This is a genomic window from Calidithermus chliarophilus DSM 9957 (assembly GCF_000430045.1).
GTDB classification, from domain to species: Bacteria; Deinococcota; Deinococci; order Deinococcales; family Thermaceae; genus Calidithermus; species Calidithermus chliarophilus.
Map to the genome: position 1 here is coordinate 361,328 of NZ_KE387023.1, position 13,410 is coordinate 374,737.

14 protein-coding genes are annotated in these 13,410 nt (G+C 67.1%); 5 read left to right on the forward strand and 9 right to left on the reverse strand.

Annotated elements, in window-relative coordinates:
* Positions 1 to 79: 79 nt before the first annotated feature.
* Positions 80 to 1,102, reverse strand: a complete 1,023-nt coding sequence (recF, locus tag MEICH_RS0101850; protein ID WP_027891214.1) for a DNA replication/repair protein RecF — start codon at positions 1,100 to 1,102, stop codon at positions 80 to 82.
* Between the two features lie 400 nt (positions 1,103 to 1,502).
* On the opposite strand from recF, the gene MEICH_RS0101855 reads away from it, so the two are divergent.
* Complete coding sequence (locus tag MEICH_RS0101855) at positions 1,503 to 2,039, forward strand: inorganic diphosphatase (RefSeq protein WP_027891215.1); 537 nt, start codon at positions 1,503 to 1,505, stop codon at positions 2,037 to 2,039.
* Between the two features lie 150 nt (positions 2,040 to 2,189).
* On the opposite strand, the gene MEICH_RS23055 is transcribed toward MEICH_RS0101855, so the two are convergent.
* The 7 genes from MEICH_RS23055 to yjjX all read right to left on the reverse strand — a co-directional run bounded on the left by MEICH_RS23055 (position 2,190) and on the right by yjjX (position 7,791).
* The gene (locus MEICH_RS23055) at positions 2,190 to 4,343 is read right to left on the reverse strand and encodes a 1,4-alpha-glucan branching protein (RefSeq protein WP_084542133.1); all 2,154 of its coding nucleotides are present in this window, start codon (positions 4,341 to 4,343) and stop codon (positions 2,190 to 2,192) included.
* Between the two features lie 133 nt (positions 4,344 to 4,476).
* Positions 4,477 to 4,986, reverse strand: coding sequence for an IS630 family transposase (locus MEICH_RS27690; RefSeq protein ID WP_084542134.1), 510 nt, complete (start codon positions 4,984 to 4,986; stop codon positions 4,477 to 4,479).
* Entirely contained in the window at positions 4,980 to 5,429 is a 450-nt protein-coding gene (locus MEICH_RS23060) for a helix-turn-helix domain-containing protein (protein WP_157202566.1), read from the reverse strand. The genes MEICH_RS27690 and MEICH_RS23060 overlap by 7 nt, the downstream gene beginning before the upstream one ends.
* A gap of 99 nt (positions 5,430 to 5,528) precedes the next feature.
* Positions 5,529 to 6,338, reverse strand: coding sequence for a [LysW]-aminoadipate kinase (locus MEICH_RS0101875; RefSeq protein WP_027891217.1), 810 nt, complete (start codon positions 6,336 to 6,338; stop codon positions 5,529 to 5,531).
* Positions 6,339 to 6,348: 10 nt separating this feature from the next.
* Positions 6,349 to 6,594 carry a hypothetical protein gene (locus tag MEICH_RS28335; protein WP_157202567.1) on the reverse strand — a complete coding sequence of 82 codons (246 nt, stop codon included), beginning with the start codon at positions 6,592 to 6,594 and terminating at the stop codon, positions 6,349 to 6,351.
* Between the two features lie 218 nt (positions 6,595 to 6,812).
* Positions 6,813 to 7,262, reverse strand: a complete 450-nt coding sequence (locus tag MEICH_RS0101885) for a GNAT family N-acetyltransferase (RefSeq protein WP_027891219.1) — start codon at positions 7,260 to 7,262, stop codon at positions 6,813 to 6,815.
* A 4-nt stretch (positions 7,263 to 7,266) separates the two neighbouring features.
* Positions 7,267 to 7,791: an inosine/xanthosine triphosphatase gene (gene yjjX / locus MEICH_RS0101890; protein ID WP_027891220.1), complete on the reverse strand. Its 525-nt coding sequence runs from the start codon at positions 7,789 to 7,791 to the stop codon at positions 7,267 to 7,269.
* 213 nt (positions 7,792 to 8,004) lie between these two features.
* Between yjjX and MEICH_RS0101895 the strand changes: the two genes are divergently transcribed.
* From MEICH_RS0101895 to MEICH_RS0101910, 4 genes are all read left to right on the forward strand, one after another.
* Positions 8,005 to 9,879 carry a peptide ABC transporter substrate-binding protein gene (locus MEICH_RS0101895; RefSeq protein WP_027891221.1) on the forward strand — a complete coding sequence of 625 codons (1,875 nt, stop codon included), beginning with the start codon at positions 8,005 to 8,007 and terminating at the stop codon, positions 9,877 to 9,879.
* Between the two features lie 200 nt (positions 9,880 to 10,079).
* The gene (locus MEICH_RS0101900; protein WP_027891222.1) at positions 10,080 to 11,084 is read left to right on the forward strand and encodes an ABC transporter permease; all 1,005 of its coding nucleotides are present in this window, start codon (positions 10,080 to 10,082) and stop codon (positions 11,082 to 11,084) included.
* A gap of 8 nt (positions 11,085 to 11,092) precedes the next feature.
* Positions 11,093 to 12,310 (forward strand): ABC transporter permease, encoded by a 1,218-nt coding sequence (locus MEICH_RS0101905; RefSeq protein WP_036218156.1) that lies wholly within the window; start codon positions 11,093 to 11,095, stop codon positions 12,308 to 12,310.
* A gap of 16 nt (positions 12,311 to 12,326) precedes the next feature.
* Positions 12,327 to 12,896: a DUF6812 domain-containing protein gene (locus MEICH_RS0101910; protein WP_027891224.1), complete on the forward strand. Its 570-nt coding sequence runs from the start codon at positions 12,327 to 12,329 to the stop codon at positions 12,894 to 12,896.
* 210 nt (positions 12,897 to 13,106) lie between these two features.
* Here MEICH_RS0101910 and MEICH_RS23065 read toward each other — a convergent pair.
* Positions 13,107 to 13,410: carboxypeptidase regulatory-like domain-containing protein (locus tag MEICH_RS23065; RefSeq protein WP_036218158.1), on the reverse strand; the 304-nt coding region annotated here is incomplete at its 5' end.

Genomic DNA, 13,410 nt, shown 5'->3' on the forward strand with positions numbered 1-13,410 from the left:
CCGCCCGTCCTTCACGCGACGAACAACAAAGCCCCGTGCCCTACACAGCCATCGGCGGCTTCTAACGAAGCCTACTCCCTCAGCCCCACACCCCCGCCTCGATGGGGATCATCCTGCCGGTGCTGGGCGCCTCGAGCCCCGCCAGGATGGCCTGAGGCAGGCTCTCGGCGTAGTTGAGCAGGGCCTGGCGGCGGCGGGCGTCGAGCTCGGTGTGCCACTCGTCCACCAAGAGCAGCGGGGCCTCGTCGTGGTGGGCCCACAGCAGGCGGTGCTCGGCCAGGCGCAGGGCCAGGGTGATGCTGCGGGCCTCGCCGCGGCTGGCGTACTTGCCGGCCTCGAGGCCCCCCAGCAGGATGTTGAGGTCGTCGCGGTGCGGGCCCACCGAGGTCACGCCGCGCTGGAGGTCGTCCTGCAGGCCGCTCTCCAGGGCCTGCAGGAAGTGGGCGGGGTCCACGGTCTCGAAGAGCTCGAGGCCGAGATCGCCGGGGGCGAGCTCGCTGTAGGCGTCGCGGGCCAGCGGCTTGAGCTTGCCCAGGATGCGGCGGCGCAGGTTGAGGATCTCGGTGCCGTACTTGACGAGCTCCTGGTTCCACACCCCGATCCCCGCCCCGCCCATCTTCAAGAGGGCGTTGCGCTGCTGCAGGGCGCGGTTGTACTGCGACAGGATGGCGCGGTAGCGGGCCGAGAAGCGCGAGAGCAGGAGGTCGAGGAAGCGGCGGCGCTCCTCGGGGGCGCCCAGGACGAGCTCGAGGTCGTCCGGGCCCAGCAGCACCGCGCCGGGGAGCTGCGCCAGCTCGCGCAGGCTGGCCGAGGACTCGTTGAGGTACACCTCGCGCCCGCCCTGCGAGAGCCGGGTCTCGAGGCGGCTCGAGCCGAAGGTGGTCTCCACCTCGGCCAGCAGCCGGGCCTCGCCCTGCCCGAAACGCACCCGCTCCATCATGCCGTTCTTCAGCTCGCCGCCCAGGGCCAGGAAGATGGCCTCGAGGAGGTTGGTCTTCCCCTGCGCGTTCCCCCCCACCAGCGTGGAAAGCCCCGGCCCCGGCGCGAACTCGGCAGTCACCAAATTGCGAAAGTTGCTCTGCCGCAACCGCAAAAGACGCACGGAGTACAGGCTAAACGTAAACGGCCAAACGCTCAATGACGAAGGATGCTTTTGGGCTGAGATGGGCCAGTGGCTAGTAGCGTGTGGCTCGCGGCTCGTCGAGGGTATAGGGTCGAGGCGTACGACGTAGGACGTAATACCAGATTCGGTTAGTCCGGCGCCGAACGGCGCCGGACTAACCCGACCGAAGGGAGTGCTCTAGGATTCAAAAAGATAGCCTCTGGAAGTCTTTGGATTGGGTGACTATCTTTTTGAATCCGGTATAAGACGTACGACCGGCGTCTTGCGTCTCGCGTCTTGCGTTTTGCGTACGACGTAGGACGTACGACCCGTATCAGACGTACGACCTGCCCCCGGCGTCCGGCGTTCAACGATCACCGGCTGTTAGAATGGCCTCGCTATGAACCTCAAGGCGTTGCCCGTTGGCAAGAAAGCTCCCGAGATCGTCCACATGGTCATCGAGATCCCCCGGGGCTCGACCAACAAGTACGAGTACGACCCCGACCTCGGCGTGATCAAGCTCGACCGGGTGCTGCCTACCGCGCAGTCCTACCCCGGCGACTACGGCTTCATCCCCTCCACCCTGGCCGAAGACGGCGACCCCCTCGACGGCGTGATCCTCTCCACCTACCCCCTGCTCCCGGGCGTGGTGGTGGACGTGCGCATCATCGGCATGGTCGACATGCAGGACGAAAAGGGCGGCGACGCCAAGATTTTGGGCGTGGTGGCCGAAGACCCCCGCTGGGACCACATCAAAGACCTCGCCGACGTGCCCGAGGCCGCCAAGGCCGAGATCCAGAACTTCTTCGAGACCTACAAGGCGCTCGAGGCCCACAAGGGCAAGTGGGTCAAGGTCACGGGCTGGGAGGGCCGCGAGCGGGCCATGGCCGAGGTGCAGGCGTGCATCGAGCGGTATAAGGGTGTCGATAGTCGATAGTCGATGGTCGATAGCTGAACGCTAAATACAAGAAGCTGTAGGGGCGGGCTCCCATGCCCGCCCTTTCTTTTATCCCCTCCCCGGCGCCGGGGAGGGGTGTCTTTTTCACTCGAGCCACCGGCCATGCCTACAGCGGCGCGGCGGGCCGTGCTACTTCTTCCGCTTGGAGAGCGCTTTAGCCTCGGCGATCCAGCCTTCGGCGTCCACCTTTACCCGCGCTTGCACGATCTCCAGGAGCTTGGCGGGTTTGAGCTTGGCGAGCTGGGCGAAGGTGAGCACGCCGGCTTCGTAGAGGCGATTCTGGTAGGTGGGGCCGATGCCCTTGATCTGGGTGAAGACGTCACGGGCTGCGGGTTCGGGCTTGGCGGTCTTGGCTTCAGGCTCGGCCTTGGCTTTGGCCGGCTTCGGCTTTTCGGCGGGCGCCTTGGCGCGGGTTCGGGTCACGTTGCTCGCCGAAGATGGAATGACCTCAGCCAATTGGGTCATTTTTTTTTCGCCGGGCCCGGCCTGGGGTTCCTCGGGTTCCTGGGCCTCGTCGGAGTCGTAGACCACGGGCGGGGGCTCGTCCTCCTGCAGGCTGTTGCGCAGGCTCTGGTAGTCGGGGAGTTTGCCGTGGGCGGCCTTGTTGGCGGCGCGGCGGGCCAGGCGGGCGGGGTAGGTGGCCTCGAGCAGCTCCGCGACCAGGTTCTTCGTGCTCACGTCCTGGTCGCCGGCGGCGTAGAGGCTGGGGTCGGCCTCGGGGAAGGGGTTGTCGAGGGCCTCGAGCTCGGCCAGGCGGCCGATGTCGATGCGGTCGTCGCGCAGCATCTGGTAGATCTCGGCGAAGCGGGCGGCGTGGTCCTCGTAGCGCTCGCGGGCGTACTCGACCGCCTGGCCGGTGTCGATGAGGAAGGGCCAGTCGGAGGACTCCAGCAGCAGCAGCTCGCGCATGAGCTGGCGCAGGGCGCGGCGCTTGCCGTTCTGGTCGCGGCCGAAGCGCTGCACGGCGGCGACCATCTGGTACTCGGCGCGGTAGACCAGCCGCCAGAAGTCGTGGGTCTCGCGGTTGAGCCACACGTCGTGGTGGCCGCCGCGCCCCCAGCTCCCCTCGGGCAGCGCGGTGCGCACGGCCTTGCCGCGCACGGCCTCGCGGGCGGTCATGGCCTTGACGGCCTTGGAGCGGGCCAGCTCGCGGAAGACGGCCTCGAGCCAGGCCGGGCCCTCGTACCACCAGTGGCCGAAGAGCTCGGCGTCGTAGGCGGCGCAGATCACCCCGTCGGGGTGCTTCTGGGCCAGCCCCTCGACCACGCTCACGAAGTGGCGGGCGTGCTCTTTGGTGCGCTTGAAGGCCTCGTCGGGGTAGTAGGGCTCCTTCTCGCCCAGGCCCGCCTTGCGGTGGGTGACGCGGTGGTGGTGCAGGCCGGAGATGGGGTCCTTGCGGTGGAACTCGCGGTAGGCCCCGTCGCCGGGGTAGCCGTAGTCGGCGCTCCACACCTGCAGCGCGGTCTCCTGGTTGCGGGCCATCACCCGCAGGCCCGACTCGAGCTCGTGCACCTGGTAGACCGCGTCGCTCGACTCGACGAGCTGGATGGACTCGAGCTGACCGTACGGCCCGATCTGGGGCGGGAGGTTCTGCCCGCCCTGCACGAGGTGGGCGTCCACAAAGGTGTAGCGGATGCCGGCCTTGTACAGCAGCTCGTCCACCCCGGCCCGCATCCCCGGCTTGGCCCCCTCGACCGGGGGCTCCCAGTGGCCCTTGGGGCGGTAGGCCATCTCGGGCATCCAGTAGCCGGTGGCCTCGCGGCGGTAGTGGCGGCGGTAAGCGTCGGTCCCGGTCTTGATCTGGCCCCACAGCGCGGTGTCCGAGCCCAACAGCGGCGAGTAGCCGTGGGTGGCCGAGGAGGTGATGACCTCGATCTGGCCCCGCTCCTGGGCCCGGGCGAAGAAGCCCACCACGTCGCCGCCCAGGCGCTGGTAGTGCTCGCAGGTCTCGTGCCAGTAGGCCGCCTGGTGGGCCGCCGAGGCCGCGAGGTCGGTGGCCTGGTAGCGCGCCAGGTCGTCCTCGGCCCGCATCAGCCGGTCCTGGCAGTACTGGAGGAAACCCTCCTTGACCTTGGCGTCGGCGAGCTGCTCGGTGAGGATCGGCGTGATGCCGATGGTCATGGGCGCCGGAACGCGGTCGGCCTCGAGGCGCTCCAACATCCGGGCGAGGGGCAGGTACACCTCGGCGATGGCTTCGTACAGGGTTTCCTCGCCGAAGGGCCACATCCCGTGCGCGCGCACGTACGGGAGGTGGGAGTGCAGGACCAACACGAACCGCGTCATAGCCCCAGCATTCTACCCTTAAGACTTCTCATGGAAACATTTCTACGACTGTCGCACAAAGTACGACCAGGACTATAGTTACGGGCCTGGCCTGCCCTTAGCCCGTGCGGAGCAAATCTTAAGTATTTCCCCATTAGATTTTTACCTCCACAGCCCCCAGTAGGTCCAAGGCTTGCAACAGGGCTTGCTTGAGGTGGGAGAGGCTAGCGTAATGGCGGCGGGGCAGAAGGTAGGCTTTGAGCTTTCTCCAAAAGGTCTCGATGAGGTTGAGCTGAGGGCTGTAGGGAGGCAAGAAGCGTAGATAGAGGTTTTGCGCTTGCCAGGTTGCCAGCCGAGCCTGGATCAGCTTGGCTTTGTGGAAGCTGGCATTGTCCAGCACCATGACCGTGAGCTTGTTTTGCTGGCTGGCTTGTTGGGCCTGCTTCTCAAGAAAAGCCAGTACCGCTTCTTTCGTACATCTACCTTCCAGTACTGCATACTGCCCGTGCCTCCCAGCGTACGACCAGGCGCCGATGAGATTGATCCGCCCGGCGCCGCCAAAGTATCGGGGAACCCGGCGCTGGTGCGGCTGCCCCTTGAGCGTCCAGCTATAGCCTATCGGTAAGGTCAGGCCAAACCCACTCTCGTCCAGATACTTCAGAATGACCCGACCTTCGAGCGCCCCCTTTTCAGGGTGTCGAGCGCCGCTTCAGCCTGTCGCAGCAACTGGGGGTCGGGCTGACCGGCCACGACGTAGCGATCCCGTTTCCAGGCGTAACCCAGTTGCCGGAGGTTGCGTCGCACGCTCTCCTCGTCTACCTGGATGCCAAACTCCAGGGCGATGGCTTCCGTCAACTGCCGCGCATTCCAACAGCGGTCTTCCGCCAGCTTATCCCGCATAAACTGCAAGGCCTCTGCGTGGAGTTTGCGCCGATTGCCTTTCTGGGGACGATCCGCCAGTCCCTCGAACTTCCGGCTTACCCAGGCATTCAGCGCTGCGCCAACCGTCCGCACGTGGCATCCGACATACCCGGCAATCCGGCTCATCTCCCAACGCTGGTTCGACAACCGAATCATCTGACTGCGCAGCCTCACCTTCTTGTTCATGTGGGGGCTTTGCTCGATAGCCCGCAGTTGTTCATCCTCTTCTTGGCTCAACTCAATGTACCGAAAGTTTCCCACTGTAAAAGTCTATCGTGAGTGTACTTAATGCACCACGGTGCCCGCCCCGGCCAGGGCCCTCTGGATGGGCTGCTCGAGCCGCGCGTCGCCGAAGATGACCCGGCCCACCCCGCCCTGCACCGCCTCCACCGCGCCGAGCACCTTCTTCTTCATGCGCCCCTGCGCCACGGCCATGTAGGCGGGGTCGTTGACCCGGGCGGCGGGGATCTCGCGGATGAGGCTCGACTCGTCGGGGAAGTTGGCGAGCAGGCCGGGGACGTTGGACAACAGCAGCAGGGCCTCGGCCTTGAGGCTCGTCGCCACCATCGAGGCCGCGGTGTCGCCGTCGGTGTTGATGGCGTCGCCCTCGTAGCTCACGGCCGGGGGGGTGAGCACGGGCATGTAGCCCGCCTCGAGCAGCAGCGTGAGCAGGGCGGTGTTGACCCGCTCGACCGAGCCGGTGAAGTCGCCGCGGTGGATCTTGATCTTGCCGTTCTCCACGTACTTCACCGCGTCCTTGCGCCTGCCCTCGAAGACGCGCCCGTCGAGCCCCGACAGGCCCACCGCGTTCACGCCCTCGCGCTGCAGCAGCTCGACGACGCGCTTGTTCACCAGGCCGCAGTAGACCATCTCGAAGATCTCGAGGGTGCGCCGGTCGGTGAGGCGGCTGGTCATGCCGCCGGGGTGGGTGAGGAACTGCGGCGGGTGGCCCAAAGCCTCCGCGACCTTGTTCGTCTCCGACGAGCCGCCGTGCACGAGGATGAGCCTGTGCCCCTGCTTCCACAGCGCGGCCGCGTCCTTGGCGACCGCTTCGTAGTTGATGCCTTCCGATCCCCCGACCTTGACGACGATCACGCCCAAAAGTCTACCGCACCCCCAGCCGTATGGCAGCCCAGTGCAGGCCCCACAGCCACAGCGGCCCCAGCAGCGGGATCACCCCGGACCCCCACCCCAGCATCAGGCCAATTAAGCCCGTCGATAGCCCGCCCCCCAGAATCCCCGCAGCTAGCCACAGCAGGCTCGAGTGCCCATCTATGCCCAGCGCCACGATCATCCCAAAGCCCGACAACAGCGCCACTATGCTGCCCCAAAACCACCCCTGCAGCAGCATGAGCAAGAAAGTAGGCCCGAAGGATACCTGCCGCAGGTAGCCCCAGAGGCCCGCCGTTAGGGCCGCGCTCGGGCAAATCGCCGATACCAACATCCCCAGCAGCTCCCCGGAGAATGAAAGGGTAGAAGCGAGGACCGCGGCGACCGGAAGGGCACTCAGGCCGCCCCAGAGCATCAGAAGTAGGAGTTTCACCCGTTCCCCACCCACATGCAGATGGCTCAGCCCCGCCCCTGGCGCGTGTACACGTCCGGGTCGTGGCGCTCCATGAAGCGGTCGGGGGCGGCCAGCGGCCTGAAGCCGAACTGCGCGTACAGGCCGTGCGCGTCGCGGGTCGCCAGCATCCAGCGCCGCAGGCCCTGGAGCTCGGGGTGGGCGGTGATGCACTCCATCAGCCACTTCGACAGCCCCTGGCCGCGGCGCTCGGGCAGCACGTAGACGTCGGCCAGGTAGGCGAAGGTGGCATAGTCGGTCACCAGCCGCGCCCAGCCCACCTGCGCCTCGCCCTCGAAGACCCCGAAGGCCAGCGAGTTGCGGAAGGCCCGCTGCAGCACCTCGAGGGGGATCCCCAGCGACCAGTAGGCCTGGGTGCTGAGGTGGTGGTGCACCAGCGGCCAGTCGAAACGAGACAGGTCGGTGCTGACGGTGAAGCCGCCTCGATTCCACTCCATGCGCCTACTCTAGCGGGTAAAGCTCCGGGCGCAGGAAGGGCGGGAGGGCGAGCTCGAGGGTGTGCCGCCAGAACTCCACGCGCTCGACGCGGGCGAGGGTGAGGATGCCCACCGCGCCCAGACCCTTCTTGGTGTCCTTCTGGCCCACCAACTCGTCCATCACCGGGCCCAGCTCCTCGCCCGCCCGCACCCGCTCGCCCACCGCCGGGGGGAGCAGCACGCTGCCGCCGCGGGCCACCCCCGCACGGCCGTCCTCGCGCAGGACCACCGCCACGTTGAACAGCCACGCGCCCAGGTCGTTGAACTCCACGCCGGCCTCCAGGCCCAGCCCCCAGCTCGCTCCCGGGGTCCGCAGGGCGCCTTTCGCCCGGTTGTGGGCCCCGGTGAAGGTCTCCTCGTAGCCGATGGGCTGCACCCGCACCCCCGAAGCCACCTCCACGCCGCGCACCTCGAGGCCGCCGAACACCTCCGCGAACACCCGGCGCACGGGCTCGAGCTTGGCCGGGTTGGTAGAACCTACGATCACCATGCCGGCATCCTAGCGCACCCGGCGGGTCGGGCGGGCTCGAGGCGCAGGCTGCCTTCATCCGCCCCGTGAAACCCGCCATCCACCGTTCGGTTGATATACCATTCAGGCTCCTGGACTAAACAGACCGCCAGTTGATTTACGAGTTCGTCCACCGTCCATATAATTTGCTCGGCGACTTCAGCCACAAATGTAGGAACAACCGGAGGAGGTTAAATGAAATACCTCAGTAAGCTGGCAACGGTATGGATTGTTGGAGCAGGCTTGGCCTTCGCGGGGCCACAGGACAACACCCTGGTGGTGGGGGCCTCGCAAGAGCCTACGGTGCTGGGCGGGGACTTCCTGAGCATCATCTCCAACCAGTCCATCAAGGCCGAGGTGGAGAACTACCTGCTCGTCCCGATGATCGGCATCGACGCCGACAGCAAGAACTTCCCCATCATGGTCACCGAGCTGCCCACGCTGGCCAACCGCCGGCTGCGCTCGGTGGACATCGGCGGGGGCAAGCGGCGCCTGGAGATGGACCTCACGCTCCGCTCCGACCTCAAGTGGTCCGACGGCACCCCCATCACCACCGACGACATCGCCTTCTTCAACGAGGTGGGCAACGCCAAGGGCATGCCGGTGCTCAACCCCGACGTGTGGGAGCGGCGCAAGCTGATCGTCAAGGACAAGCTCAACTTCACCGTGACCTTCGAGCCCGCCTTCTACACCGACACCATCGGCGCGCCCATCGGCTACGCCCCGGCGCACGTCATGCGCCCCGAGTGGCAGAAGGTGCTGGCCCAGACCCAGAACCTCGACGCCAAGCGCGACGCGGCGCGCCTGAGCGAGATCTACCGCAGCTTCTTCCAGGCCTTCGGCTCCAACCGCGCCATCAACCAGGGCAAGATGGTCTGGTCCGGCCCCTTCCGGGTCACCCGCTGGGCCGCCGGCAGCACCATCGAGCTGACCCGTAACCCCAACTTCTGGATCACCCCGCCCGGCGGCGCGGACAAGTACGTCCAGCGGGTCACCTACCGCATCATCCAGAACACCAACTCGCTGCTCGTGGCCATCCTGGGCGGCGGCGTCGACGCGACCTCGCGCGTGTCCATCACCCTCGACCAGGCCCGCAGCCCGCAGCTCACCAGCCGCGCCCCCGGCCGCTACGACATCTGGAGCGTCCCCGGCGCGGTGTGGGAGCACATCGACGTCAACAAGTTCACCAACGTCGAGCGCGTGAAGGAGCTGGGCCTCGACGACAAGCGCACCCGCCAGGCGCTGCTGCACGCCCTCGACCGCGACTCGTGGGTCAAGGCCTTCTTCGAGGGCTTCGAGCCGGTGTCCCACACCTGGGTCGCCCCGGTGAACCCGCTGTTCAACGACAAGGTGCGCCGCTACGAGTACAACCCCGACAAGGCCAAGGCCCTGCTGGCCGAGATGGGCTGGCGGCCTGGCCCCGACGGCATCCTCCAGCGCACCGTCGGCGGCAAGACCGTCCGCTTCGAGATCGAGTTCGTCACCACCTCCGGCAACGCCATCCGCGAGCGCACCCAGCAGCTCTTCGCCGAGCAGTGGAAGCGCATCGGCGTGGCGGTGAAGATCAACAACGCGCCCAGCGCCGTGGTCTTCGACGCCAAGTACCTCAACCGCGCGGTGGAGGGCACCTGGACCGGCATGACCATGTTCGCCTGGGTCTCGAGCCTGGCCGAGCTGGGCAACCTCTTCAAGTACAAAGACCTCAACACCGGCGCCACCTTCATCCCCACCGCCGAGAACAACTTCACCGGCCAGAACATCGGCGGCTGGCGCAACGACGAGTACGACCGCCTGGCAGCCCAGGCCGTGGTGGAGTTCGACCCCGAGAAGCGGGCCGAGCTGTTCGCCCGCATGCAGGTCATCTGGGCCGAGGAGCTCCCCGCCCTGCCCCTGCGCTTCCGCGCCGACCCCCTGATCACCAAGAAGGGGCTGGTCAACTACCTGGGTGCCACCTACTCCGGCGGCAACAACTACCCCAACTGGCTCCCCTGGGCCATCGGCTGGACCGCCCGCGGGGCCCAGAAGCTCTTCGACCAGGCCAAGTACGCCACCGCGATCAGCACCAAGTAAGTCCCCGGCCGGGTTGGCCCGCAAGAGTCTGCGGGCCAACCCGCTCAGGCGGTTAGAGGCCCCCGGCCCGGCTTAATAGCCCTTTCGCCGCTGGCCCGCCTCGGCGAAGCAGCCGCCAACCGCGCCACCTATTTCGAGCCCTGAGTTTGCCGCTGAACAAAGCTGGAAGAGATTTTGTCCCAAGGAGGCTTCAGACTCGGATGTTCGCTTACACGATCCGCCGTTTAGTCCAGATGATCCCGCTGCTGTTCGCCGCCTCGGTGGTGATCTTCGCCCTGCTGGCGTTGCAGCCGGGCGACCCGCTCGACGAGCTGCGGCAGAACAACCCCAACCTCACCGCCGAGCAGCTCGAGCAGCTCCGCAAGGCCTACGGCCTCGACCAGCCCATCTACGTGCGCTACTTCAAGTGGCTGGGCCGCGCCCTGCAGGGCGACCTCGGCCAGTCGCGCAGCTACGGGGTAAAGGCCGCCGAATTCGTCTTCGGCGAGCGCCTGCCCCGCACGCTGCTGCTGTCGGGGCTGGCCTTCGCGGTGGCGCTGCTCATCGCCATACCGGTGGGCATCTTCTCGGCGGTGCGGCAGTACAGCACCGCCGACTACGCCATCACCTTCATGACCTTCATCGGCTTCTCCACCCCGGTGTTCTTCCTGGGCATCATCCTGCTCTACCTCTTCACCGTGGTCGTGCCCGAGCGCACGGGGTTACCCGCGCTGCCTACCGGCCTGCCCAGCCTCTTCTGGAGCGACGTCACCACCGGCAGCATCAGCTTCTTCGGCTTCATCGGCACCTGGGCGAGCCACCTGATCCTGCCGGTGATGACCCTGGCGCTGATCCAGATGGCCTCCTGGACGCGCTACATGCGCGCGAGCTTGCTCGAGGTCCTCAACCAAGACTTCATCCGCACCGCCCGCGCTAAGGGCTTAGCCGAGCGCAAGGTGCTCTACAAGCACGCCCTGCGCAACGCGCTCATCCCCATCGTGACCCTGGTGGGCCTGGCGGTGCCGGGCGTGCTGGGCGGGGCCATCATCACCGAGAACATCTTCTCCTACCCCGGCATGGGCCGCACCATCTTCGAGTCGTTGCTGGCGAAGGACTACAACGTGGCGATGGCCGCCCTGGCCATGCTGGCGGTGCTGACCGCGCTCTTCAACCTGATCGCCGACCTGCTCTACGCGGTCGTTGACCCGCGCATTCGCTACAGCTAGAGGTGTGTATGGCTATCGCTGCGCCTAAATCTTCCGCCTCCGCCGACACGGCCTTCGGCCTGTTCTGGCGGCGTTTCCGCAAGCACCGCCTGGCCGTGGCCTCGCTGGTGTTCATCGGCCTGCTGATCCTGATGGCCGTGTTCGCCCCCTTCATCGCCCCCTACAGTCCCACGGCCCAGCCCACCGGCGAGGACCTGGCCTCCAAGTACTTCCAGGGCCCCAGCCGCGAGCACTGGCTGGGCACCGACGACCTGGGGCGCGACGTGCTCTCGAGGATCATCTACGGCGCGCGTGTCTCGCTGCTGGTGGGCTTCATGGCCGCCATCTCGGGGGTGCTGCTGGGCACCATCCTGGGCACCCTCGCCGGCTACTTCTCCGGCCGCCCCTTCCGCTTCTACCTGGGCCCCCTCAACCGCCGCGAGGGCGGCTGGCAGCCGCCGCTGTTCGTGGCGTGGCGCGTGGCGTCGTGGGTGTTGTTCTACGGCCTGCTGCTCGGAGCGGCCCAGCTCGTCTGGACGCTGGGCGGCGACGACATCCGCGCGGGGCTGGGCGGGGACTGGAGCTTCGCCAACGTGCTCTCGCTGGTGGCCTCGAGCCTGGCCTGGGCCGCCATCGCCTGGGCGGCGGTGTGGGGCCTCAGGGGCAGCTTCCGCCTCGACCTCGACATCGCCATCAGCCGGGTGATCGACTTCATGCTCACCATCCCCGAGCTCCCGCTGCTGCTGGTGCTCTCGGCGCTGCTGCGCGACCCCGGCGCTTCGGTAGGGCAGTGGATCCAGGGGGTTTTCGGCGAGTCCACGTCGGTGTTCATCATCATCTCGATCCTGGTGATCTTCGGCTGGACCGGCAGCGCCCGGCTGGTGCGCGGGGCCATCCTCTCCCTGCGCGAGCAGGAGTTCACCACCGCCGCGCAGGCCCTGGGCGCCTCGGAGGCCCGGGTGATGTTCCGCCACCTGGTGCCCAACACCATCGCCCCCATCATCGTCAACGTGACGCTGGGGGTGGGCGGGGCCATCGTGACCGAGGCCGCGCTTTCCTTCCTGGGCTTCGGCATCCAGCCCCCGGTCGCGACCTGGGGCAACATGCTCACCAACGCGCAGGAGTACATCTTCAGCGCCCCCTGGCTGGCGCTGGCGCCGGGCTTCATGATCTTCCTCACGGTGCTGGCGTTCAACTACCTCGGTGACGGCCTGCGCGACGCGCTCGACCCCCGCAGCCGCTTGTAGCTGTTACAGTGAAGCTGTGTACCGGCAGCCTCGAGAAGCCTTTGAAGCCCGGGTCCATACCCTCGTGCACCGCATCTACGGGCAGATCTACCTGATCCCCGGCAGCGGCACCGCCGACCTGCTCAACGCCGAGGGCAAGCTCTACTTGCCGGTGACCGGCGCCATGCTCTACGAGGCGGGCCACAAGCACCCGCCCGAGGTGGACGAGCTCAAGGCCAGCAGCGCCTTCGTGGCCCTGCAAAAGACCCACCTGCGCTGGCTGGTGGGGGGCCGCCCGGCCACGCCCCGCACCTCCAAGGGCATGCTCGAGCAGAAGCGGCTGGCGCTGCTGTACGGCTCCTACCTGCTGGCCGGGTCGCTGGAGATCCCCAAGGGGGTGCGCCTGTCCGACTACCTCTCCTCCGCCAAGCCCTTCCAGACGCTGTACGCGGCAGGGCTGTACCTCCTCGAGCCGCACAAGCCCGTCGTGGAGCTCGCCCCCTACGAGACCTTCGAGTTCGTGACGGTCAACCTGCACCAGGCCGAGGGGGTGGTGGAAGCCCCTTCGGGACAGGGGCAGGACACGAGGCTGACGCTGTTCGGTTAGGTCGCCGATAGCCGGACGCCGGGCGCGGGTCGTACGTCCGGCGTCGTACGTCTTACGTCGTACGCAAGACGCAAAACGCTAGACGCCATGGCCCCCGGCCCTCGACGCCGGCGGGGAGGAGTGTTCTTTTCACCACAGGCCACGAGCCACGAGCCGCCAGCTATCGACTATCGACTATCGACTATCAGCTATCGACTATCGACCAACCCACTACCGCTTCAGCAGATACACGGTCAGCTCGCGGTTGTTGCGCAGTTGGACCTGGAACTCGAAGGGCTGGTACTCGGCGGCCTCGACCCTAAGGGTGTACTCGCCGGCCTCGAGGCCCTGGAACAGCACCTCTCCCCCGCTCTGAGCACCGACCTCGGTGCCGCCGCGGCTGAGCCGGACCTGGGCGCCGGCGATGCCGGTGTTGACCTTGAGCAAGCAGGGGCACAGCGCGTCGTTGCTGACCACGCCCACGCGCTCCTGGGGGGCGGCGGGCGGGGTGGAGGGGGTGGGGGTGGCCGGGGTG

Excerpts from the sequence above, each read along its gene's own strand:
- MEICH_RS0101855 (WP_027891215.1), top strand. The coding sequence starts at position 1,503 with ATGAACCTCAAGGCGTTGCCCGTTGGCAAGAAAGCTCCCGAGATCGTC.
- MEICH_RS23055 (WP_084542133.1), bottom strand. The coding sequence starts at position 4,343 with ATGACGCGGTTCGTGTTGGTCCTGCACTCCCACCTCCCGTACGTGCGC.
- MEICH_RS23060 (WP_157202566.1), bottom strand. The coding sequence starts at position 5,429 with ATGAACAAGAAGGTGAGGCTGCGCAGTCAGATGATTCGGTTGTCGAAC.
- MEICH_RS28335 (WP_157202567.1), bottom strand. The coding sequence starts at position 6,594 with ATGCTGCTGCAGGGGTGGTTTTGGGGCAGCATAGTGGCGCTGTTGTCG.
- MEICH_RS0101885 (WP_027891219.1), bottom strand. The coding sequence starts at position 7,262 with ATGGAGTGGAATCGAGGCGGCTTCACCGTCAGCACCGACCTGTCTCGT.
- yjjX (WP_027891220.1), bottom strand. The coding sequence starts at position 7,791 with ATGGTGATCGTAGGTTCTACCAACCCGGCCAAGCTCGAGCCCGTGCGC.
- MEICH_RS0101895 (WP_027891221.1), top strand. The coding sequence starts at position 8,005 with ATGAAATACCTCAGTAAGCTGGCAACGGTATGGATTGTTGGAGCAGGC.
- MEICH_RS0101900 (WP_027891222.1), top strand. The coding sequence starts at position 10,080 with ATGTTCGCTTACACGATCCGCCGTTTAGTCCAGATGATCCCGCTGCTG.
- MEICH_RS0101905 (WP_036218156.1), top strand. The coding sequence starts at position 11,093 with ATGGCTATCGCTGCGCCTAAATCTTCCGCCTCCGCCGACACGGCCTTC.